General features: G+C 71.4%; 13 protein-coding genes. 5 read left to right on the forward strand and 8 right to left on the reverse strand.

Going from position 1 to position 22,158, the window contains the following annotated elements; genetic code table 11:
- Positions 1–66 precede the first annotated feature (66 nt).
- The 5 genes from WMF12_RS13830 to WMF12_RS13850 form a co-directional block, all read right to left on the reverse strand.
- The gene (locus WMF12_RS13830) at positions 67–1,146 is read right to left on the reverse strand and encodes a hypothetical protein (protein ID WP_437871761.1); all 1,080 of its coding nucleotides are present in this window, start codon (positions 1,144–1,146) and stop codon (positions 67–69) included.
- A 291-nt stretch (positions 1,147–1,437) separates the two neighbouring features.
- Positions 1,438–3,036 carry a thrombospondin type 3 repeat-containing protein gene (locus WMF12_RS13835; RefSeq protein WP_437871762.1) on the reverse strand — a complete coding sequence of 533 codons (1,599 nt, stop codon included), beginning with the start codon at positions 3,034–3,036 and terminating at the stop codon, positions 1,438–1,440.
- A gap of 23 nt (positions 3,037–3,059) precedes the next feature.
- Complete coding sequence (locus tag WMF12_RS13840; RefSeq protein ID WP_437871764.1) at positions 3,060–4,514, reverse strand: SBBP repeat-containing protein; 1,455 nt, start codon at positions 4,512–4,514, stop codon at positions 3,060–3,062.
- The gene (locus WMF12_RS13845; protein WP_437871765.1) at positions 4,514–5,581 is read right to left on the reverse strand and encodes a PEGA domain-containing protein; all 1,068 of its coding nucleotides are present in this window, start codon (positions 5,579–5,581) and stop codon (positions 4,514–4,516) included. The genes WMF12_RS13840 and WMF12_RS13845 overlap by 1 nt, the downstream gene beginning before the upstream one ends.
- Positions 5,582–5,790: 209 nt before the next feature.
- Entirely contained in the window at positions 5,791–7,443 is a 1,653-nt protein-coding gene (locus WMF12_RS13850) for an FAD-dependent oxidoreductase (protein WP_437871767.1), read from the reverse strand.
- An 857-nt stretch (positions 7,444–8,300) separates the two neighbouring features.
- Here WMF12_RS13850 and WMF12_RS13855 point away from each other — a divergent pair.
- Positions 8,301–10,133, forward strand: coding sequence for a PE-PGRS family protein (locus WMF12_RS13855; RefSeq protein WP_437871769.1), 1,833 nt, complete (start codon positions 8,301–8,303; stop codon positions 10,131–10,133).
- A gap of 66 nt (positions 10,134–10,199) precedes the next feature.
- Here WMF12_RS13855 and WMF12_RS13860 read toward each other — a convergent pair whose 3' ends face one another.
- Entirely contained in the window at positions 10,200–10,586 is a 387-nt protein-coding gene (locus WMF12_RS13860) for a KGG domain-containing protein (protein ID WP_437871771.1), read from the reverse strand.
- A 982-nt stretch (positions 10,587–11,568) separates the two neighbouring features.
- Between WMF12_RS13860 and WMF12_RS13865 the strand changes: the two genes are divergently transcribed.
- Positions 11,569–12,594 carry a phosphatase PAP2 family protein gene (locus tag WMF12_RS13865; RefSeq protein WP_437871772.1) on the forward strand — a complete coding sequence of 342 codons (1,026 nt, stop codon included), beginning with the start codon at positions 11,569–11,571 and terminating at the stop codon, positions 12,592–12,594.
- A gap of 132 nt (positions 12,595–12,726) precedes the next feature.
- On the opposite strand, the gene WMF12_RS13870 is transcribed toward WMF12_RS13865, so the two are convergent.
- Complete coding sequence (locus tag WMF12_RS13870) at positions 12,727–14,667, reverse strand: ABC transporter ATP-binding protein (protein WP_437871775.1); 1,941 nt, start codon at positions 14,665–14,667, stop codon at positions 12,727–12,729.
- 413 nt (positions 14,668–15,080) lie between these two features.
- On the opposite strand from WMF12_RS13870, the gene WMF12_RS13875 reads away from it, so the two are divergent.
- Together WMF12_RS13875 and WMF12_RS13880 are read left to right on the forward strand one after the other, a co-directional pair.
- Complete coding sequence (locus tag WMF12_RS13875; RefSeq protein WP_437871780.1) at positions 15,081–18,155, forward strand: ATP-binding protein; 3,075 nt, start codon at positions 15,081–15,083, stop codon at positions 18,153–18,155.
- 85 nt (positions 18,156–18,240) lie between these two features.
- Positions 18,241–18,621: a response regulator gene (locus tag WMF12_RS13880; protein WP_437299693.1), complete on the forward strand. Its 381-nt coding sequence runs from the start codon at positions 18,241–18,243 to the stop codon at positions 18,619–18,621.
- 69 nt (positions 18,622–18,690) lie between these two features.
- Here WMF12_RS13880 and WMF12_RS13885 read toward each other — a convergent pair whose 3' ends face one another.
- Positions 18,691–21,231, reverse strand: coding sequence for a hybrid sensor histidine kinase/response regulator (locus tag WMF12_RS13885; RefSeq protein WP_437871793.1), 2,541 nt, complete (start codon positions 21,229–21,231; stop codon positions 18,691–18,693).
- 539 nt (positions 21,232–21,770) lie between these two features.
- Between WMF12_RS13885 and WMF12_RS13890 the strand changes: the two genes are divergently transcribed.
- Positions 21,771–22,154, forward strand: a complete 384-nt coding sequence (locus tag WMF12_RS13890) for a response regulator transcription factor (RefSeq protein ID WP_437746092.1) — start codon at positions 21,771–21,773, stop codon at positions 22,152–22,154.
- The last annotated feature ends 4 nt before the right edge of the window (positions 22,155–22,158 follow it).

Raw genomic sequence — 22,158 nt, forward strand, 5'->3', positions numbered from 1 at the left:
TCTTCTGTGTCTTTCACGGTTCAATCCCTGTCCTCGAATCCAGGGAGAACCCGGGCAAACGTAGGGCTAGTTCAAGATGACCTGGCAGCAGCCGGTGATGCAGTAGTAGCCTGCGTCACAAGGCTCCTGGCCGGAGAGCCCGCACGGCTGGATCCCCGCCGCGCACTGGCCTTGGGGCTCGCCGGTGGGCCCGCCGCCGCTGCCGGTCGCGTCTCCGCCGCCGCCTGTCGCGGCTCCGCCTCCAGCTCCGCCGCCCCCGGCGCCGGTGCCGGACTCGAAGCAGTCGTCTGGCAGCGTGTCCTTGCCAAGGCACAGCTCGCAGCGGCCGCACTCGTTCAGGCAAGCATCCACGGGCGTGCAGGGCTCGCAGCGGGCCGGGTCGGACTCGTGGCCGCGCGAGCAGGAGCCTTCACCGGTGCCATCGGCGTCGGAGCCGAGCCAGACGTACTTGCCGCCGCCCGCCGGCAGCTCGCAGCAGCCGAAGCAGTCGCAGCCGTTCGGCGTGAGCGGACCGCAGATCGTATGGCACATATCGGACTGCTCGTCGTTGAGATCGCTGCAGCTCTTGCCATCGGCGCCCGGCGTCGAGGCCCCGCTGTCATAGGCGCACATCGTCCCGTTGATGGACTCCGGGTGAAACCCGGGCGCGACCTCGTGCTCATCGCACTTGTGGTTCCAGTGGCAATCGTCGTTGCCGGAGCCGGAGTCCTGGTCGAAATAACAGTCGACGGTGCACGCCGGCCCCGCCTGGCCGGGGATCCCGCCGTAGTAGCTGCCCTCGGTGTTGTCGCAGGGGCCGAGGCAGTCCGGATCCTGCGCGTCGAGGAGCCCATCGTCGTCGTTGTCGACGAGATCCCCGCACGCGTACATCTTGCCCTGGCACTCGACGATGCTCGTCGGGGTCGCCATGCCCCCGCCCGCAGCGCCGGTGCCGGCCCCTCCGCCGCTCGCGGTGCCGCCGCCGCTCGCGGTGCCGCCGCCGCTCGCGGTGCCGCCGCCGCTCGCGGTGCCGCCGCCGCTCGCGGTGTCGCCTCCTCCCGCGCCGCCGGATGGGGCGGCGCCGTCAACGGTGCTGTCGCTACAGCCGGCGCTGAGGGTGAGTCCAAACAGGGCGGTCACCAACGAGAGAGAGAGAGCTAGGCGCATGGTGTCTCCAGAGGTGGCTCAGGCGCTCCCGTCCGCAGCGCGAGCTGCGGAGCGGGACTACCGGCGCGTTCATCCGGAGCAGTTCCGCCGCGGTCAGGTCACGGCTCAGAAAAATGACCGATCGCGAAAAAAACGCGGAGCCATCGCGAAACCGGCGTGTGGTCGTGGGGTGATAACCCACGTTGTGCTCGCAGTTGTCTCTTCGTCTTCCAGGTGGCAACCGAGCGGGCACGCTCGTCGCTCTCATGGGGTCGCGTGCCCGCTGCGCGCCAGGGCAGCGCGCAGCGGCGGTCACGCCGCGTGGTCGCGCCGCCTTCGGGCGCCCAGGCCCAGCGCGCCCGCGAGGAGCGCCACGAGGCCGACGAGCGCGCCGCCGCGCTCGCCTCGCTGCATCGCGCAGACCAGCCCGGACGAGACCTCCGGCTCCGTGGACCCGCCGCCGCTGCTGCCCGCACCGCCGCTGTCGTCGCAGGCGTCGCCGACCCCGTCGGCGTCGCCATCCCCCTGATCCGCGTTGGCCGCGAGCGGGCAGTTGTCGTCGCCGTCCGGGACGCCGTCGTTGTCGTCGTCCGCGTCATCGACGTCGCAGGCGTCGCCTTGATAGTCCTCGTCGTTGTCGGCCTGATCCGCGTTGGGGACGGAGGTGCAGTTGTCCTGCTCGTCCGGGACGCCGTCGTTGTCGTCGTCGTCCTCGCAGGCGTCGCCCTGGCCGTCGCCGTCGCTGTCGGCCTGATCGGGGTTGTACTCCTCGTCGCAGTTGTCCGCCGCGTCGCTCAGGCCATCTCCGTCCACGTCCTCGCAAGCGTTGCCCACGCCGTTGTCGTCGGCGTCCGTCTGATCGGGGTTCGGCACGTGCGGGCAGTTGTCCGTCTCGTCCGGTATGCCGTCGCGGTCGCCGTCGACGTCGGCCCCGAGGTCGCAGGCGTCGCCGCGGCCGTCGCCGTCGCCGTCGGTCTGATCCTGGTTGGGCACGTGCGGGCAGTTGTCCTCTGCGTCCACGACGCCGTCGTTGTCGTCGTCGTCCTCGCAGGCATCGCCGGTGCCGTCGCCGTCCGTATCTTCCTGGAACAGATTGGGCACGACGGCGCAGTTGTCCTCCACGTCGACCACGCCATCGTCGTCGCTGTCGGGATCGCAGGCGTCCCCGAGGCTGTCCCCGTCCGCGTTCTCCTGGCCAGGGTTCTGATCCACAGGGCAGTTGTCCTCTGCGTTGCGCAGCCCGTCGCCGTCGGTGTCGATGTCGGGCTCGCAGAAGTCGCCGACGCCGTTGCCGTCGCCGTCCTCCTGGTTCGGATTGCGCGTGGCAGGGCAGTTGTCGCAGAGATCGCCGATCTTGTCGTCGTCTCTGTCCTGCTGGAGCGAGTTCGGGACGTCGCGACAGTTGTCGACGTCGTTGTCGATGCCGTCGCCGTCGTCGTCACCGGCCTCACAAACGTCGCCGGTGCCGTCTCCATCGGAGTCCACCTGATCGGCGTTCGCTGTGCCAGGACAGTTGTCATCGGCATCCAGGACACCGTCGTTGTCGTCATCGTCGTCGCAGGCGTCGCCGGTGCCGTCCGCCTCCGCATCCGACTGGTCCGGGTTCATCGCGACAGGACAGTTGTCGCACGCGTCGCCGACGCCGTCGGAATCCGAATCCCGCTGATCCCGATTGATAGCGGACGGGCAGTTGTCGCACGCATCGCCGAGAACATCGCCGTCGGCATCTGCCTGGTCCGGATTCTGGGTCTGCACGCAGTTGTCCAGGGGATCCACGACCCCATCCAGATCGGTATCAGGGTCCTCCGCCCAGCCTGTTGCTGGCAGGATCAGCCCGAACAGGCCCGCCACGAGCCCCACCGAGAACCGTCGCCCGCGCGACCGCACGCCCCTCGTCCCCGCACGTTTCATCGCGCCTCCATTCGTCATGGCCTTCATGGCGACAGCTTGGTCACGAACACGTCCGTGCCCTCGCCTCCCTCGATCCGCTTTTCCCCGAACGTCACCTTCCCGGTGAACGCGCCGGTCACGTAGACCTGCCTGTCGCGATCGATGGCCACGCCCGTCGCCCGGTCCGCGCCGGCGCCGCCGAAGCGGTGGCTCCACCGGTAGCCGCCCTCCGGATCGAGCTTGGCCACGAACACGTCGTCGTCCCCCGCGCTCGTCACCGACCCGTCCGCCAGCGTCGTGTCTCCGCGGAACCCCCCCGCGACGACCACGTCCCCCGCGCCGTCGACGAGGAGCTGCCCCAGCGACGCGCCGTCCTCGCCGATCACCCGGCTATAGATGTGCTCTCCCGTCGAATCGAGCTTGGCCACGAACACCGCCTGGTGCTCTCCGGCCGCCCGAGGGCCCCCGCCGAGATCGATCGTCGCGCCGAACTCCCCGCCCACGATCACGTTGCCCGCCCCGTCCACCGCGACCGCCTTGGCCCGCTGCGGCCCCGCATCGCCGAAGCGCTTGCTCCAGCGGTGCTCGCCGAGCGCGTCGAAGCTCGCCACGAACACATCGAAATCCCCGGCGCTCTCCAGCGGCTCGCCGCCCAGATCGAGCGTGCCGGCGAAATCTCCGATCACGATCGCGTTGCCGCGCTCGTCCATCGCCACGGCGCGGGCCTGCTGATCGAAGCCGTCGCCGAACCGCTCGGTCCAGAGCGGCGCGCCGTTGTCATCGAAGCTCGCCAGGAACACGTCGCTGCCACCGGCGCTCTCGAGCCGGTCCTCGCCGACGTGCAGCGCGCCCGAGAAGCGGCCGGCCACGACGAGGCGCCCCATCGCCGTCGCCGCCACGCTCGTCGCCGCCTGGAAGCCGATGCCCCCGAGCGGCTGCAGCCACAGCTCCTGCCCCTCCGCGTCGAGCCTCGCGACGTAGCCGTCTCGCCCGCCGGCGCTCGTCCGCGGCTCGCCGCCGAACTCCAGCGTGCCGGAGAACTCCCCCGCGACCAGGAGGCCCTCGTTCCCGTCCGGCACGAGCGCGTTCACCGTCTGCGGATCGAACGCACCGAAGCGCTTCAGCCCGAGCCCCGACCCGTCGCTCGCCGAGAGCCGCGCCCAGAAGACGTTCTCCTCGCCGATCGGGGTCACGCTCTCGTCGTCGAGGGCCACGTCCTCCGCCTTCGTGAGCCTGCCAAGGAGCGCCGCGGTGCGGTCGTCGGCGACGGCCACGCTCGCCCCTGCACGCTCCCCGTCGCCCCCGAGCGCGCGCGCCCACTGCACCTCGCCGCCCGACTGCGGCGCGCCGCCGCCGCCTTCGCCGCCGGCCCCCGCAGGGGTCGACAGGCTGAGCTCGGGAGCGCAGCCGAGCACCGCAGCGCCGAGCGCCGCAGCGCCCACCATCACGACGCCAAGCGCCGCGCCGGCTGTCGCCGGGTAGAACCGCCGTACCCTCATCAGAACACCCCCTGCCACACCACACCCTGCGCCGTGGGCGTCGCGATTGGCACGAGCGACGACGCCCGCTCGCCGCCCGCCCCGGGCCGCAGGAGGATGCCGCCCAGCGCCGCGCCCACGCCGGCGAGGCCGACCGCGCCGAGCGTCACCGACAGCCCCAGGCTGCGGTTCCACCGCGCCCGGAGCGCCTCCATGCTCTCGAAGTCGTGGACGCCCCGATCACACACGGACCCGGGGCACTCGTCCTCGACCCGAGCCCGCGCGGCCATGTGGTCGGCAGCGAACACCGCGCCCCCCGCGAGCGCCGCGAGCCCCACGCCGCCCGCCGTCCATGCCCACAGCGGCACCGGCGCGCGGGGCTCCGTCGGCGCGTCCACGGGTGGCAGCTGCCCTCCGCCCACGTTTGCGCCCATACTCCCACCCGCGGCTGCGCCTGCCTTCGGCTCGGTCGACTGCCCCGGTACGAGGCGGATGCGGACCTCCACCGGCGCGCGCTCCGCCTGCTTCAGCGTGACCTCGCGCCGCGCCGTCTGGAAACCTGGCGCCGTCACCACCACCTCGTGGCGACCGGGGTTGAGCTTGCGCGGGTAGGGGAGCGCCGCGCGGGGGATCGGCTGGCCGTCCACGCGCGCCTCGAGCTGGTCCAGCGCCGGGCCCTCGACCCGCAGCTGGAGCGACGGGATGCGCGCCTCGAGCTGCTCGACCATCGCCGCGGCGGCCGCCCGCGCCTGCGTGAACACCGGCGGCTCGTCGCTCCCGAGGGGCAGGTGAACGACCTCGTAGGCCGTCTCCCGGGCCTCGATCAGGCGACCGAGCGCCTCGTCGGCACGCGCGAGATCGAGCCCCGTCGTGGGGGCGCGCACGAGCGCATGGGCCGCCTGGAAATCCTCGCGGGCGCCGGCGACGTCCCCCGCGTCGCGCTTCTTGCGCCCCTCGATGAGGAGCGTTCGCGCGGTCTGCCGATCGGCCGCCGAGGGCTCGGCCCGCGCCGGAAGCGCCCCGGCGACCGAGAGGACAGCCAGGGCTATGCCTGCGGCGCGGGAGGCACGGGGGCGCAACAATTTCATCTCATCACCAAGCCGCCCGGGACAGCCCCGGACTACTCGATCATGATCGCACGCCGCTCGCGCGGGGGTCAACTACGCCAGCGCGCGCATCGTGCTCATGGGCCCATGGCACGCGCATCGCGTATGGCGCCGATCGTATTGATCATGTCGATCACGTCGATCCACGACCATTGCGTTCACCGGTTGTTGGCGTTCGCGACTCGCTCCGTTCACGTGGCCGGGCGACTCTGGGACAGGGGCACGGCCGCCGGCTGGCCGGCGACCCCCTCCCGCTCCCTCGGCGGCGAAACCGATCCTCCGGCGCTGAGAGGCGCCTCGCTCGGCGCGATCGGCCTGAGATCGGCCGTCGCCGGGCCTCGGAGGACGCGGCCCATGGCGTCGAAGCGGGCGCCGTGACAGCGGCAGTCCCAGCTGCGCTCCGCGGAGTTCCACGAGACCACGCCGCCGAGGTGGGTACACATGGCCGACATCTCGTGGATCTGCCCTTGCGGATCCCGGTAGATGGCGAGCTTCTTCAGGCCCCTGCGCACGACGGCGCCGGCGCCGGGCGCGATCTGCGCCACGTCAGGGACATCGCCCTTGCCGAGCCATGAGGCGTACTGGCACGCGACATTGAGGTTCTCCTTCGCGACCTCGGAGACGGCGGCCAGGCTCAGGTTGACGCGGGTGGGATCGAAGAGCGACGCCATCCGGCTGTCGCGGCCCTGCACGAGGTCGGAGATCACGAGGCCCGCGATCGTCCCGTGCGTCATGCCGTTGCCACAGTCGCCCGTGGAGATGAGGATCCTCGATCTCTTCTTGATGCGACCGATGTACGCGAGGCCGTCGGCCGTCTCCATCACCTCGCCGGACCAGCGGTGCAGCACCTCGCCGGCCTGCGTGAAGCGCTCTCTCGCCCACGCCTCGAGCCGCGCGTGGCGCTGGTCCGCGTCGCTGGCCTGTCCGGTCTTGTGGTCCTCTCCTCCCACGAGGAGCACCTCGTCAGGGCCGTCCGCGCCGTTGATGTTGGCGAGGCGGACGTAATGGAACGGTTCGGCCGTGTCCCAGTAGAGCCCCGGTGGGACGGCGCCCCGCGGGATGCGCAGGCCGACGACGTAGGTCCGGTAACCGGCTTGCTTCAGGTGCACGGCGATGCGCGGAAGGAACGGGGAGTTCGTGGCGAGCACGGCCTCGCTGGCGATCACCCGGTGCCCGCGCGCCGTCTTGACGACCACCCCGTGAGGCACGGCGTCCTCGTCGACGTCGACCACGTGCGCGAGCGTGTAGAGCCTGCCGCCGTCGCGCTCGATCGCCCGCGCGAGCCCCGCGAGGTACCTGCGGATATGAAACTGCGCCTGATCGGGGAAGCGGACCGCGGGCCCCGTATCGAAATCGAGCAGCGGCGCGCGGTCGACGTAATGGGTCGAGCCGAGCCCGGCGCGGTGCGCGGCCTCGATCTCGTCCCGGAGGGTGGCCGGGGGCGACCCCGGGGCTGTGAACAGATAGCCGTGGACGCGCCGGAAGTCGCAGTCGATCTTCTCTTCCGCGACGAGCCGCTCGATCGTCTCGATGGCCGCCGTGTGGCTCCTTGCGGCGAGGCGCAGGCGGCTCTTGCTGTGCAGCTTCGCGAGCGAGGCCCAGCGCCGGTCGAGCGCGTGCGTGATGTGCGCGGTGGTGAGCCCTGACTCGCCCCCGCCGATGGCGCCGTTGTCGAGGACGACGACGCGTTTGCCGGCCTTCGCGAGGAGATACGCCGTCGTCAGCCCGGCGATCCCCGCGCCGACGACGCACACGTCCGCCTCGTGGTCGGTCGCGAGGGGGGTCATCGGAGGGATGACGGCGTGGGTCCAGGCGGTGTTCTTATCGTAGGCTCGCTCCGTCATAGGCGCTCCGCGTCTGGACGCCGAGCGCTTTGGCCCGGCGCTTCGTCTCGGTGATCGGTCGTGGGGTCCGCCGTCCGGGAGGCGTGATGATCCGCCGCGCCAGATGCCCTGGATGCGGCCTCCATGGCCGCCGCGCCGCCGGCGCGCGCGGGGGGACGCGCGCCGGCGGCGCTCTTCGTTCGCGCGCGAATGCGCGCCCGGGTGAGCTCGTCAGTCCCCTCCCGCGGGTCGGCGGAGAGGTGGTTGAAGCGAGCGGGCGACAGGCGGGTGAGCGGGCGAGCGCCGTGCCGACGCTCGCCCGCGCGGCCCCTGTCGCCGCTGCACGGGAAGGGCGTGAGCGTAAAGAGAGCCGTGTCGCTCCTGAGCCAAGCCACCCACATCACTCGCAGAACGATGCAGATCGCGTACCGCGCCCACCGCCGCCCGGCGCGGCTTGTATGTTGGACGTGCCGCGGGGCTCGCGGTGGGGCATTCTGCCACGATGGGGCAAACCTGCGACGCGCGCGGCGCGGGTCCGAGGCCATCGCGGGCCGTGTGCAAGAGAACGGTTGGTCAGCGGGGAGCCCCTTCCAGGCGAGGCGCGCCGTCCAGGCGGGACGCGTCGTTCCGGCGGATCCAGGGATAGCCGATCGTTGCCACGAATTCGCCGCGACAGCTGCTTGATTCGATCCGCGCGCACGCGTACTTGACGTCCACGACACAGCAGATTGAGGACGTTCGACAGCCCACAGCGAGGGGGTGCCGGACCGGCCTTGGCTCCACCGAGCGCCCGCGGCTCGGGCTCTTCGTCGAGACATGGAGGATGGATGAAAGCGCACTTGGTGACGAACGTGGCTCGGATTGCTCTTCTGACGAGCATGGGACTTCCCCTGGGCTGCAACGGCTGCGACTCGGAGCCTGAGGACGGCGTCACCTCGTCGGCGAGCGGCGTCGGAGGCGCCGGCGGGCAAGGCGGCGAAGGCGGCGAAGGCGGCGAAGGCGGCGTCGCCGGGCAGGGCGGGGCCGGAGGCGGCGGCGGGCAAGGCGGTGAAGGCGGCGTCGCCGGGCAGGGCGGGGCCGGAGGCGGCGGCGGGCAAGGCGGTGAAGGGGGGGCCGGCGGCAGCGGTGGAGTCGGCGGCGCCGGCGGCAGCGGTGGAGTCGGCGGCGCCGGCGGCAGTGGTGGAGTCGGCGCCGGCGGCAGCGGTGGAGTCGGAGGTGCGGGGGGGCAAGGTGGCGAAGCGGGCGCCGGTGCATCAGGTGGAGTGGGGGGCGCAGGCGGCGACGGGGGCGCGGGCGGCAGCGGCGGCGGCGAGCCTCCAGCGTTCCTCGGAGATGCCCTGTGGGGGCTCGGCGCCGGCGAGGCGAAGAACGAGCGAATCGAGGCGATCGCGGCGGATCCGCACGACGACGTCGTCCTGGTCGGCGGCTTCGAGACGGCGATCAACTTCGGCGGCGAGGCGGACGCCCTCGCGAGCGACGGTGGTCTCGACCTCTTCGTCGTGAAGCTCGACGCGGCGGGAGGACACGTCTGGAGCAGGCGTTTCGGGGGCAAGTCCGATCAGGTCGCGTTCGCGGTGGCCACGGATTCGATCGGCAACGTCGTCGTCGCCGGGGAGTTCGAGGGAACCCTCAACTTCGGCGCGGACGCGAGCACGGAGCTCGTGAGCGCCGGTGGGAAGGACCTCTTCGTCGCCAAGCTCGACGCCGACGGCAACCACCTCTTCAGCAAGCGCTTTGGCGGCGAGCTCGACCAGGGCGCCACGGCCGTGGCCGTCACCGAGGCGGGCGAGATCGTCGTCCTCGGCATGGTCGACGGCAGCATCAATTTCAGCGAGGCGCCCGGGACCGCGCTCGAGGGGAGCGGCGGTCTCAACGTCGTCGTGGCGAAGCTCGACGCCGGCGGCGGCCACCTCTGGAGCCGGCGGTTCGGGTCCGCGGAGAGCTGGCAGCGCTTCCGCAGCATCGCGGTCGGCGAGTCGGCCCTCTACGCGGCCGGCGCCTTCGGCGGAAGGCTCGAGATCGACGGCCACGTCGTGGAGAGCGCCGTCGACGGCTCGCGCGACGACGAGCCGATCTACGGCATCGATGGGCTCGTCCTGCGGTTCGATCTCGCATCGGGCAGCCTCGTCTGGGGTCGGTCGCTGGGCGCCGCTGGCGAGCAGTTCGCCAAGTTCATCGGCCTCGGGCTCGGCGGCCATCCGGTCGTGCTCGGCAACTACAGCGCTCCGTTCCGCGTCGGGCCCACGGACATCGAGCGCGCCGCCGTCGGGGATTACGACCTCTACCTGGCCCGGCTCGACGCAGAGACCGGTGAGCCGCTCGCCGCCCGTGGGCTCCCGTCCGCGGGCGACGAGTTCGTCTGGGGCTTCTCGCAGGACCCCTGGGGCAACCACGTGCTGAGCGGTTACTTCACGGAGGCGCTCGAGCTCGGCGGGGCGCCCGTGGAGATCGAGCCCCCCGAGTCGGGCGATGCGTTCGTCGCGAAGCTCAGTCCGGACTTCTCCGAGGAGCTCTGGTCCGACGTCTACCGCGATGGGGTCTTCTGCTTCTCGACGGCCCAGGCCGTCACCGGCAGCGGGAACACCGTTGCCGCTGGCCTCTTCCACGGCGAGCGGATCGAGCTCGGCGGCGGCCTCCCCGCCATCGAGCACAGCGCGCCTGTGGGCGATCTCAGCAACGGCGACGTCTTCCTCGTCACCCTGTCGCCGTGACGGACGATCGGGCGCGCAGGCACCCCCGCGCGCCCGATCACCGGCGGCGATGTGCCGCAGCGCTGCTCAGTTCGTCTCGTGGCGCGGCCCGACGGCGTCGGCGTGCCGTGCGGCGCTGCTGCCCTGCTCGCCCTCGCGCTCGCTCTCCCCCGGCGCGCCGCTCTGCCCGTCGCCGCGCGACTCGCCGCCCTTGCGGCCGATCTGCGCCATGTGTCCGCGGTTCTGGCTCACGGCCGCGCCGCCCTTGCGGCCGATCGCGGCCATGTGCTCGCGATTCTGGCTCACGCTCGCGCCGCCCTTGCGGCCGGCCGCGCGGGCCTCCTCGGAGCTGAACTCGTGGGCCGTGCCCTTCTCGTGCGCGGCCTTGCCGCCCATGCTCGCGATCGCGCGTTGCTGCTTCTGGTCCATCGCGGCGAACCCACGACTGCTGCTCTGACCGTGTTGCTGTGCCATGAGTCGTCTCCTTGGTGTCTGGGCGCATCGCTTCAGCGCCCTCACGGGGCGACCCAGGCGTGGTGCCCTGTGGGATCGTCGCTGAACGATGTCGGCTCCTCCGGGGGACTGCAACGTGAGTGCCATGAAGAGGGATCCATGGCCACGCGACGTGACCGGCGCGGATCCAACGGGGCTTCCGCGGATTCTCGTGAGCGCCCGGGAGCGTCCAGGGTGCGCTCCAGCAGGGTGAGGTGACCGCGATCCTCCGCGCGCGCCCGGGGAAGACGCGGTTTCTGCGCCGACGTGCGCAGCGCCGATCGCGTTGCGTCCAGCGCCGCTCAGCCCGGCCGAGACCGGCGTTCCAGCGGACGCCCCGCCGCGCGGCAGACTGCCCCACCGGTCGTGAGCGCGCGGGCCATCGCGCCTCGTCCGCGCCGCGCGGTCGAAATCCCACGGCGCCCTCTCGTGTGGACGACTCCAGCGCTCGCGACGTCGCCGACGTCACGGCCGCCGGGCCGCCGCGAGGATGAGCTCCGGTGCCCAGCGTGCTTGACGGCGCGCGTTCTCGATCGCCATCGCCGATCCCCCGACCGGCGTTGTCGGGCGCAGCCGTCCCGCAGATCCAGGGCGCCGCAGCCGCGCAGATTCTGCGCGTCCGGGAGCCCGGGCAGCCCAACCTGGGACGCGACAGCGTCGTGGTGACGCGTAGGCCCTGCGCCGCTGCGTCGCCGCGTTCGCATGCGAGCGGTCCGCCGAGGCGGCGGTTGGGCTGTCGCACGAGCGCCATGCCGGGGGCGTGGAGGCCCGTACCGCTGTCAAGCGGCGCGAAGCGGCCCGTCAAAAACTCGACATCCGTGTGGCCCCCGAGTTGCTCCGCCTGCTGCCTCCCGGTCGCTGGAGCGTCACCGATGTCACGGTGACGCCACGCGTGAACACGTGATACAGAGCGGCCCGGCGTCATCAGCCCATGCGCACCATGCCATCCCTGGAACGTCCCCGAATGCAAGAGAGGCTCACAACGGACTGCGATGAGGTCGCCGGCTCCGGCGGGCTGGTCGACGTCGAGCGCGAAGGCGCGCTGTTGAAGGACGCTCTGCGCGGCCTGGTCGGCGTGTTCGCTCTCCACGACGCGATCCTCATCGGCTATCTCGCCTTGACGACGATCTTCCTGCTTGGCGCGCCGCCGACGGAGCTGCGAGCGCAGTGCATGAACCGCAATCTGGCGGGCATCGCCGCCCTGGTGTCCGTCTGCGTGCTCGTGCGCCGCGCCACGTTCCTGGCGCCCTTGCTGCGGAGCGTCCTTTACCGACTCTCGCTCGTCGGCGCCTTCCTCCTCAACTACCTGTCGCTGCGGACCCTCTTGCCGGCGGTCCGGAGCGATAGCGTCGACGCGGAGCTCCTCCACCTCGATCTCCTCCTCTTCCGCGTCGAGCCAGCGCTCTGGATGGAGCGCTTCAACACGCGCCCGATCGTGGAGTGGTTCTCCTTCTTCTATTTCAGCTACTTCTTGATCTGTTTCCTCTCGATGGTGCTGGCGGTATGGGTCGCCCGCCCAGGCCGGGGGACGACGGAGTACGCGGTCGGCTCCACGATCGTCTACTGTGTTGGCCAGCTCGGTTACATGGCGGTCCCTGCGTACGGCCCCATCCAGGCGCTGAGCCACCTCTATCAGGGGCCGCTGGACGGCGGCTTCTTCTGGGGCTGCGTGAGCAGCGTCGTGCAGGCCGGCGGCGCGATGAAGGACGTCTTTCCCTCCCTGCACACGGCCGCGCCGCTCTGGTTCGCCCTGTACACGTTCCACCGCGCCCGCACCGACCGGCGCCTCCTCTGGCTCGCCGTGGTGGCCGCGTTCTTCTCCATGAACATCATCGTCTCCACCATGCTCCTCCGCTGGCACTACGCGGTCGACGTCGTCGCCGGCGCGGTCCTGGCCGTGGGCACGGCGTGGCTCACGCCGCGGCTCGTCCGCTGGGAGGAGGGCCTCCGCGCCCGCATGGGTCAGCCGCAGCCGTGGAGCTTCCGGTAAGCGCGCCTCTTCGGCGCTGGCGCGCTCCAGTCCCGAGCGCCTTCGCGTCGGGGGAAGCTGGTCTCAAGGAGCCGGCCTCGGCCTGAGCTCGGTGAGCACGAGTGCCCGCGGCCTGCTCGATCTGGCGGCCGCTCAGGCGAGCGGTGCCTCCCACGCTTTCAGCGGAGCACCCCGCGGGAGCTCGTCGGCGCGGTCAGCCGCCGGCTGGAGCCGCGGTGCTTCGTGGACGCGCACCGGTGGCGACTCGATCGCCGGAGGCTCCTCGGCGGCGCTCTCCGGCAGAAATCCGTCCGACTGTTTGCTCCAGAGCCGCTTGTAGGCCCCGTTTCGCGCGAGCAGCTCGGCGTGCGTGCCGTCCTCGATGATCCGGCCGTTCTCGAACACCAGGATGCGGTCGAGGTGGACCACCGTCGAGAGGCGATGGGCGACGACGAGCACCGTCTTCCCCTTCATGACGTCGTCCAGCGTGTCCTGGATGGCCTGCTCGGTGATCGAGTCGAGGCTCGATGTCGCCTCGTCGAGGAGGAGGATCGGCGCGTCCTTCAGGATGACCCGCGCGATGGCGATGCGCTGCCGCTGGCCGCCCGAGAGCTTGACGCCGCGCTCGCCGACCATGGAGTGATACTGGTCCTTCATCTGCACGATGAAATCGTGCGCGTGCGCCTTCCGCGCGGCCTCGACCACCTCTGCGTCGGTCGCGTTCAGCCGGCCATAGCGGATGTTCTCGAGGAGCGTCCGGTGGAAGAGGCTCGGGTCCTGCGGGATCAGGCTGAGCTGCGCGTGAAGCGCGTCCTGCGTCATGTCTCGGATGTCCACGCCGTCGATCAAGATGTGACCGGAGTCGATGTCGTAGAGACGCAGGATGAGGCTGACGAAGGTGGATTTGCCGGAGCCGGAGAAGCCGACGAGCCCGACGCGCTGGCCGCGCGGGATCGTCACGTCGAGGCGCTCGAAGATCGGCTGATCGGGCGTGTACCCGAAGGTCACGTTCCGGAGCTCGATCCGGCCGCGCTCGAGCGTCGGGGCGACGGCCTCGGGGCGGTCGACGAGCTCGTGGGAGCGGACGATGGTGTTCACCCCGTTCGCGACGTTGCCGACGAACTCGAAGAACTCGAGGAAGCGGCGGCTGAGGTTGCGCGCCTCGTTGATGATGAGGAGCGACAGGCTCGTCGCCATGACGAACTCGGCGACGCCGATGTCGCCGCGCTCCCAGAGCCTGAGCGACTGGTAGAGCGTCGCCACCTTGAGCAGCGCGGCGGACGCGAACTGGAACCAGCGCACGCGCTCGGAGTACCAGTTCGATCTGCGCACCGCGCGGAGCTCGTGTTTGAGCTGCTCGTCCAGGTACTCGCGCTCGAAGCCGAACCGGGCGAAGAGCCGCGCGCTCGTGAGGTTCGTGACCGAGTCGACGAGCTTGCCCGTGGTCTCGCTCCGCGCGGACGCGGCGCGCACCGCGTGGGGCTGACACCGGGTCGCGAGCCAGTAGGAGATGCCGACGAACAGCACCGCCCAGGCCGAGACGACCGCGGCGAGCGCCGGGTGAGCGCGGTAGAGCAGCCCGATCGAGACCGAGAAGACGATGGCGATGGGCCAGAAGTCGAAGAGGATGGCCCACAGGGTCTGCGAGACCCCCATCGACGTCTCGCTGATCCGGTGGGCGAGCGCCCCGGCGAAGTTGTTGCTGAAGTAACGATGGGAGTGGTGCTGGAGGTACGCGTACAGATTGCGGGTCACGTTCTGGCGCTGCCACGGCCCGACGAGGATCTGGCAGAGGCCGGCGATCCGGCTGAACAGGAACTCGCCGGCGATGAGCGCGACGAACAGCGCCAGCGCGTCGCGCAGCCGTCCGCTCAGCACGGCGCGGCCAGCGCCCGACGCCTGCGTCACCCCCTGGATGACCTGCCCGATGGCGTACGGGATCATGATCCCGCACGAGGCGTGGGCGGACTCGAACACGAACATCGCCAGATACCAGGCGCGGTAACGACCGACGAAGTGAATGATGAACCGGAAGGGCGTGTTTGGGAGCACCGGAGCGCCGGGGGCGCGCTGCAGAGAGGTCTTGGGTTCCACCGAGATTTCCTGGGCGCCCTGCGCGCCCTCATGAGCTGACGGTCATTGCGCGCTCCGCCCTCCAATGCCAAGTGCACTAACCGGGCCAGCTCTGCCTTGGCCGTGACCGTGGAGGAGCGGTGCGAGGGGGCTGCTGCCTCAGCAGCAGCCGGTGGTGATCGGCTGCTGCGGCGCACGCAGGGGTGGTCGTGCGCTCGAACGATCCGGATCCACGCGCGGGCCCCCCGTGGAAGTTCAAGGGGGGTTGCCGCTCGGCCCTTGCGTGGTCGGCGATCTCCACTAAGCGCTTCAGGATGAGCTGTTCTCTGCCTCGAGCAGCCGCGGGCGTGATGCGAGAAGGGATGAAACAGCGGTCGAGCGAGGAACGCGCAGAAGGGCGCGACTTCATCGAATGCCTGGAAGACCTCGCGATCGTGCGACCTGTGGACGACTCCGAAGAACATCTCCTCTGGGACACCGAGCTCCTGAAGCAGGAGCTCGCCCGCGCGAGCCCTGGCCGCGAGTCGGGGCTGATGCGGCTCCTCGCGGCGCGGGTCGCGATGAACAGCTCTTTCCAGTTCTTCGGCCTTCTCGACGCCCACGGTACGAGCTGGGAGTCGAACCACACCTCGACCCGCGGCGCCGGCGTGGAGCGGCGGGAGGTGCACGGCGTGCCCTTCTGGGAGTGCCGCTGGTGGCAGGGCTCGCCGGAGATCCAGGAGCGCCTGAAGGACGCTGTGCGGCGCGCGGCGCGCGGCGAGTTCGTCAGGTACGACGTGGAGGTCCTCGGGGGGAACGAAGGTGAGAAGAGCATCACGATCGATTTCAACCTGAACCCCGTGAAGGATCGGCAGGGCAAGGTCGTCTTCATGATCGCCGAGGGGCGGGACGTCACCGAGCAGCGGCGGCTCGAGCGCGAGGTCGCGCAGCACCGGGACGAGCTCGCGACGCTCGACCGCCTCAAGACGGAGTTCGTGGCCAACGTGAGCCACGAGTTCCGCACCCCGCTCACGCTCATCCTCGGGCGCGTCGAGGACGCGCTGTCGAGCCCGGCGAGGTCGCTCGCGGGCGACGGCCTCGCCGCGGCCCACCGGAGCACGCTCCGGCTCCTCCGGCTCGTGAACACGCTGCTCGATTTCTCCCGCATCGAGGCGGGGCGCCTCCAGACGTCGTTCGCGCCCACCGATCTCGCGCGGCTCACGGCGGAGCTCGCGAGCTCCTTCCGCTCGCTGATCGAGGGCGCGGGCCTGTCGCTCGTCGTGGACTGCCCGCCGCTGCCCGAGCCCGTCTACGTCGACGCGGCGCAATGGGAGAAGGTCGTCATGAACCTCCTCTCGAACGCCTTCAAGTTCACGTTCGAGGGGGAGATCGCGGTCTCGCTGCGCGCTCACCCGGATCACGTCGAGCTGACCGTGCGCGACACCGGCACCGGGATCCCCTCGGAGGAGCTCCCGCGCATCTTCGAGCGGTTCCACCGCGTGAACGGCGCGCGCAGCCGGAGCATCGAGGGCACCGGGATCGGGCTCTCCCTCGTCCAGGAGCTCGTCAAGGCGCACGGGGGCTCGCTGCGCGCCTCGAGCGCGGTGGGGCAGGGGAGCGCGTTCACCGTGGCGATCCCGAGGGGCCGCGCGCACCTTTCGCCGGAGCGCGTGGTCGCCGCCGGGGAGCCGGCGCCCTCGGCGGCGAGCGCGAGCCTCCACGTGGTCGAGGCGTCCCAGTGGTCCTCACCCGGGCGCGAAGGAGCGGCGCCAGCGGGCCCGGAGCCGCGCGCCGACGCCGCGCCCGTGCAGGTCGCCCCGGGCGGCGGAGAGGGCCGGATCCTCGTCGCCGACGACAACGCGGACATGCGCGAGTACCTCGTCCACCTGCTCACGCCGAGGTGGAGCGTGGAAGCGGCCTCGGACGGGCGGGCGGCCCTCGAGGCCGCGCTCGCGCGCCCGCCCGACCTCGTGGTGAGCGACGTGATGATGCCCGAGCTCGACGGCGTCGCGCTCCTCCGGGAGCTCCGCGCGGACCCGAGGACGAGCAGCGTCCCTGTGGTGCTCGTGTCCGCCCGGGCGGGGGAGGACGCCGTCGTCGAGGGCCTCGACACGGGGGCGGACGATTACCTGGTGAAGCCGTTCTCGCCGCGCGAGCTCCTCGCCCGCGTCCGGACGCAGATCGAGATGGCGCGGATGCGGCGGCGCGCCGTCGAGGCCGCGGAGCGGGAGCGCGCGCAGGAGCTGCCCCGCTTCCTCGACGCGGCGAGCGTGGTGCTGGCCGAGTCTCTCGACTATTCCACGACGCTCGCGCGGGTGGCGCAGCTCGCGGTGCCCGTCCTCGCCGACTTCTGCATCGTCGACCTGCAAGACGAGGAGGACGGCACCTTCCGGCGGGTGGGCGTGGCGCACTCGGACCCTTCGCTCGCGGCCGTGGCCGAGGAGGCGAAGCGCTTCGCGCCCAAGCTCGACGGCAACCCGGAGCACCCGCCGACCAAGGTGCTCCTCGAGCAGAGGTCGGTGCTCGTCGAGCACTTCACGGACGAGCAGATGTGCGCCATCGCGCAGAACGACGAGCACCTCCGGGTGATCCGGGCCATCGGGGGGCACTCGTTCATGTGCGTCCCGCTGGCGCGGCGCGGGCGGCTCTTCGGGACGCTGACCTTCATCGTCGTGCGATCCGAGCGCCGGTACAGCCGGGCGGACCTCGCGGCAGCGGAGGAGCTCGGGCGCCGCTGCGCGCTCGCGGTGGACAACGCGCGCCTGTACAGGGACGCGCAGAGCGCGATCGCGCTGCGGGACGAGTTCCTCTCGATCGCCTCCCACGAGCTGAAGACGCCGCTCACCCCGCTCGCGCTGCAGATCCAGACCCTGATGCGCCGCGCGCCCGAGCTGTGCCCCGACAGGGAGCGCCTCCCGTGGCTCATGGACCGGCTCGGGCTCGTTCGCCGGCAGAGCGAGCGGCTGAGGCGGCTCGTCGAGAACCTCCTCGACATCTCCCGCATTTCCGCGGGGCGCCTCGCCCTGGAGCTCGAGCAAGTCCGGCTGTCGGACATCGTCCGGCAGGTGGTGTCTCGCTTCCAGGAGGGCGGCGAGATCGCGGAGGCGGGCTCGCGGGTCACCGTGAGCGCGGCGGACGACGCCGCAGGGAACTGGGATCGGGTGCGGCTCGAGCAGGTCGTCGAAAACCTCGTCTCGAACGCGCTCAAGTATGGTCAGGGAAACCCGATAGAGATCACCGTCGCCTCGGTGGGCTCGATGGCCACGTTGACGATCGCGGACCACGGCATCGGGATCGCGCAGGAGCACATCGGCCGGATCTTCGGGCGGTTCGAGCGCGCCGTGTCGGCGCGGCACTATGGCGGTCTGGGCATGGGGCTCTACATCACGATGCAGGTGGTCGAAGCGCTGGATGGTTCGATCGAGGTGAGCTCTGTCCTGGGAGAGGGCTCGACCTTCAAGGTGACCCTGCCGCTCGCCGGCCCTCGGGCCTCGGGCCGGCAGGGTCTGCCGGGATTCGAGGGCGCCTGAGGCGCCCGGCGCGAGGGGGCCCCGCGGGCCGGCCCGAGGTCGTGGCGCTCTGGTCGCTGTCACCCTGCGGAGGGAGCGAGTGCGCATGACGATGAGCCGTCCCAGCAAGCGCATCCTGATCGTCGATGACGACGCCGCGATCCGCCGGACGTTGAGCGAGCTCCTGGAAGAGGAGGGGTATGCGGTCGCCTGCGCCGCGAACGGGCGCGAGGCCCTCGCATGCCTGCGCGACGACCCCTCGTCCATCGCGCTCGTCCTGCTCGACCTGATGATGCCGGTCATGGATGGGTTCCAGTTTCGCGCCGAGCAGAAGCGCGACCCGACGCTCGCCGCCACGCCCACCGTGGTGATGACCGCGCGCGGCGCGACGGAGCGCGCCGGCATCGACGCGGACGCGATCCTCAGCAAGCCGTTCGACGTGCTGAAGCTGATGGACACCATCGAGCGGAGCTGCCGGAGGGGGTGAGCCGGCGGCGCGCCGCGCCGAGCCGATCGTGCGAGCGGCGCGATGGCGCGATGGCGCGCCGCAGGCGACCTAGGAGCCCGCCCTCGAGCCGCACATGGTCGTGAGCACCGCGAGCAGCTCCGCCGGTTCGATGGGCTTCGGGACATGGGTGTTGAACCCTGCTCGCAAGGCGCGCATGCGATCCTCGGTGCGCGCATAGGCGGTGAGCGCGATCGCCGGGGTCCGCCCGCCGCTCGCCGCCGGGAGCGCGCGGATCTTGCGGATCAGCACGTAGCCGTCCTCGCCGGGCATCGCGACGTCGGACACGAGCACGTCGGGCTGCAGCGCCTTCACGGCGAGCAGCGCCTCGGCCGCGGACGACACGGCCGTCACGCGCGCGCCACATTGCTCGAGCATCGTGACGAGGAGCTCGCGCGTGTCGTCCTCGTCCTCGACCACGAGCACGTTCAGCGCCGCGAGCTCCGGCGGGCGGTCGCTCCCGGCGGAGACGGACGGCAGCGGCGCCAGCCGGCGCCCCCGGTCGTGGCTCGGCGGCGCCGCGAGCGGCAGCTGGACGACGAACGTGGCGCCCCGACCCTCCCCGTCGCTCAGCGCGTGGGCCGTGCCGCCGTGCATCTCCACGAGGCTCTTCACGATCGTGAGCCCGAGGCCCAGGCCGCCGTGCTTGCGGGTCGTGCCGCTCTCGGCCTGCCGGAACTGCTCGAACACGTAAGGCAAGAACGCGGGCTCGATGCCCTGGCCGGTGTCGGACACGGTGATCTCGGCGGACCCGTCGGCGCGATCGAGCTGGATGCGCACCACGCCGCCCCGCGGCGTGAACTTCACCGCGTTGTTGAGCAGGTTCCAGACGACCTGCTGCAGCCGGCCCGCGTCGCCCGCGACGGCGCCCACGCCGGGCTCGAGGAGCGACAGGAGCCGCACCCCCTTGGCGTCGGCGGCCGGCCGCACGACCTCGAGGGCGGCGTCGATCACCGGCACGAGCTCGATCGGATGGACGTCCAGCCGGAGCTTGCCGGCCATGATGCGCGAGATGTCGAGCAGATCGTCGATGAGCTGCGCCTGCGCCTGGGCGTTGCGCTCCACCGTCTCCAGCGCCTTGTCGCGGCGCTCCTCGGGGAGCTTGCCGGTGCGCAGCATCCGGACCCAGCCGAGGACCGCCGTGAGCGGCGTGCGGAGCTCGTGGCTCATCGTCGCCAGGAACTCGTCCTTCAGGTGGCTCGCGGCCTCGGCCTCCCGCCGGGCGGACTGCGCCGCGGCGAGCAGGTCTTGCCGCTCCTCCTCCGCGCGCTTTCGCGCCGTGATGTCGAAGAACGAGGAGACGACGCCGGCCACCGAGCCGTCCGCGCCGCGGAGCGGCTGCGCGTTCACCGAGAGCCACAGGACCGAGCCGCCCTGCCGCTCCAGCCCGAGGAGGACGCCCGACTGGGGCGCGCCGGTCCGCAGCGCGATCTGCGAGGGGACCATCTCGAAAGGGAACGTCGAGCCGTCCTCGCGGACGAGCCGGCACGACGGGCCCAGCATCGTGGACCCGACGAGCTGGGCCATGGGCAGGCCCAGGATCCGCTCGGCGCTCGCGTTCGCGGTGCGGATGACGCCGCGCTCGTCCTGGAGCGTGATGCCCTCCTCGAGCGCGCTGATGATCACGCGATAGCGCTCCTCGCTGTCCCGGAGCGCCCGCTCCGCCTCGATCGCGTCGGTCTCGTCGCGCGTGATCAGCACGGCGCCCGCGGGCGAGCCGTCGGCGTGCCTGAGCGGCGATGCCGTCCCGGCGAGGGCGCGGATGGAGCCGTCCGGGCGCGTGACGAGCCAGCGCGCGTTCTCGACCTTCTCGCCCCGGAGCGCGCGGTGGAGCGGGTCCTCGTCGGGGCGCAGCGGCCGGCCGTCCAGCGCGAGCAGCCCGCGGGTCCGGAGCGCGTCGAGCGCGTCGCGCGCGTCGCTCGCGTACACCCCGTGCTGCCGCTGGGCCTCGCCGTTGCAGATGCGGAGCGCCCCGCGCGCGTCCGCGGCCATGATGCCGTCGCCGCTCTGCTCGATGAGCGCCCGCAGCAGATCGCGCTCCACCGCCGCGATCCGCTCGGCCCGCTCGGCCCGCTCGCGGAGCCGCTTCGAGCGAAGGAGCGCGCCGACGCGCGCCGACAGCGCGGCCGCCGGGCAGGGCTTGACCACGTAGTCGTCGGCGCCCGCGGTGAGCCCCTCGACGAGGTCCTCCTCCTGCCCGGCCACGGTCAGGATGAGGATCGGGAGCCCGACCGTGGCGGCGCGCGACCGCAAGAGGCCACAGATCTCGGTGCCGGACATGCTCGGCATCACCTGGTCGAGCACGAGGACATCCGGCAGATCGCCCCCCGCCACGCGCTCGAGCATCGCGGCGGCGTCCGTGAAGATCTGGACCTCGTACCCTGGCGCGAGGGCGCGCGCGGCCATCTCGGCCTCCAGCAACGAATCGTCGAGGATCCACACCACCCCGCGCTGCGCGTACTCGCTCGGCGGCGGCTCCATGCCCCCCTCCCGGACGCCTCGCCCCGCGGCCGGCGCCGGGCGCCGGGGCGGGCCGTTCGCATCGCGCGCGGCGTCGGCGAGCACGAAGTCCATCGTCATTGACCGATTCATGGTTCTCCAGGAGCAGCAGGGGCCGTGAGGCATATCGCCACAGGGCGGCGCCTCTCGGGACGGGACGGGACGCGGAGACGTGTTGGTTCCGCAAGCATCTTTACCGCCCAGTCTCATCTGAGGGAGAGCCCGCGACGATGCAAGCCTAATACGATGAAAGGCGCCCTGTCGCCCTCTTCTGCCTGCCTGCGTCGGTTGCTTCTGGTCGCCTCTGGTTGCCTCTGGTCGCCTCTGGTTGCCTCTGGTTGCCTCTGGTTGCCTCTGGTCGCGTCAGGTTGCTTCTGGTCATTGCGCCACGCATCACGCAACGCTCGCCGGGTTCCATCGACGTCTGTCGTGGCGTTCGCGCCCGCCGACGTTCGCTGGCGCACCGGGTCCTCTACGCGCGGGCAGCGCATGGCCGCTGCGCGCTGCTCACCCGAGCGTGGCATCCGCAGCTCGGGACGTGTCTGACGGGAGTTCCCTGATTCTCTCACGGACGCACAAGCGCGATTGACACCCCGGATTCGGAAAGGCTATTCCCTCGATCGAGCACCGCTGTGGCAGAGATCCTCGTCGTCGATGACAGCCGGGTGATGCGTGAGATGGTGGTGGCCTGCCTCCGGGCAGAGCAGCACGGGTTCGCGCACGCGGCGAGCGGGCTTGAGGCGATTGAGACGCTCTCGCTCAGGCCGTTCGATCTCGTGGTGCTCGACCTGAATATGCCCGATATCGGGGGACTCGAGGTGATCGAGTTCATCCGGGGTCAAGACAGGCTGCGGAGCCTGCCGATCCTGGTGGTGACGACCCGGGGTGATGAGGAGTCCCGCGTCCGCACGCTCGCCGCGGGGGCGTCCGAGTTCATGACGAAGCCCTTCACTCCCGACGCCATCCTGGCCAGCGTGCGCGCGCTCCTGCAGGACAACGGCGCCAGCGCCGGATGACCGG

The sequence above is a fragment of the Sorangium sp. So ce363 genome, from assembly GCF_051520435.1.
GTDB classification, from domain to species: domain Bacteria; phylum Myxococcota_A; class Polyangia; order Polyangiales; family Polyangiaceae; genus Sorangium; species Sorangium cellulosum_B.

Bases quoted from the DNA above. Each gene is read 5' to 3' on its own strand.
- WMF12_RS13865 (WP_437871772.1), top strand. From the start codon at position 11,569: ATGCAAGAGAGGCTCACAACGGACTGCGATGAGGTCGCCGGCTCCGGC.
- WMF12_RS13840 (WP_437871764.1), bottom strand. From the start codon at position 4,514: ATGAGGGTACGGCGGTTCTACCCGGCGACAGCCGGCGCGGCGCTTGGC.
- WMF12_RS13860 (WP_437871771.1), bottom strand. From the start codon at position 10,586: ATGGCACAGCAACACGGTCAGAGCAGCAGTCGTGGGTTCGCCGCGATG.
- WMF12_RS13830 (WP_437871761.1), bottom strand. From the start codon at position 1,146: ATGCGCCTAGCTCTCTCTCTCTCGTTGGTGACCGCCCTGTTTGGACTC.
- WMF12_RS13880 (WP_437299693.1), top strand. From the start codon at position 18,241: ATGACGATGAGCCGTCCCAGCAAGCGCATCCTGATCGTCGATGACGAC.
- WMF12_RS13885 (WP_437871793.1), bottom strand. From the start codon at position 21,231: ATGAATCGGTCAATGACGATGGACTTCGTGCTCGCCGACGCCGCGCGC.
- WMF12_RS13845 (WP_437871765.1), bottom strand. From the start codon at position 5,581: ATGAAATTGTTGCGCCCCCGTGCCTCCCGCGCCGCAGGCATAGCCCTG.
- WMF12_RS13850 (WP_437871767.1), bottom strand. From the start codon at position 7,443: ATGACGGAGCGAGCCTACGATAAGAACACCGCCTGGACCCACGCCGTC.
- WMF12_RS13855 (WP_437871769.1), top strand. From the start codon at position 8,301: ATGGGACTTCCCCTGGGCTGCAACGGCTGCGACTCGGAGCCTGAGGAC.
- WMF12_RS13835 (WP_437871762.1), bottom strand. From the start codon at position 3,036: ATGAAACGTGCGGGGACGAGGGGCGTGCGGTCGCGCGGGCGACGGTTC.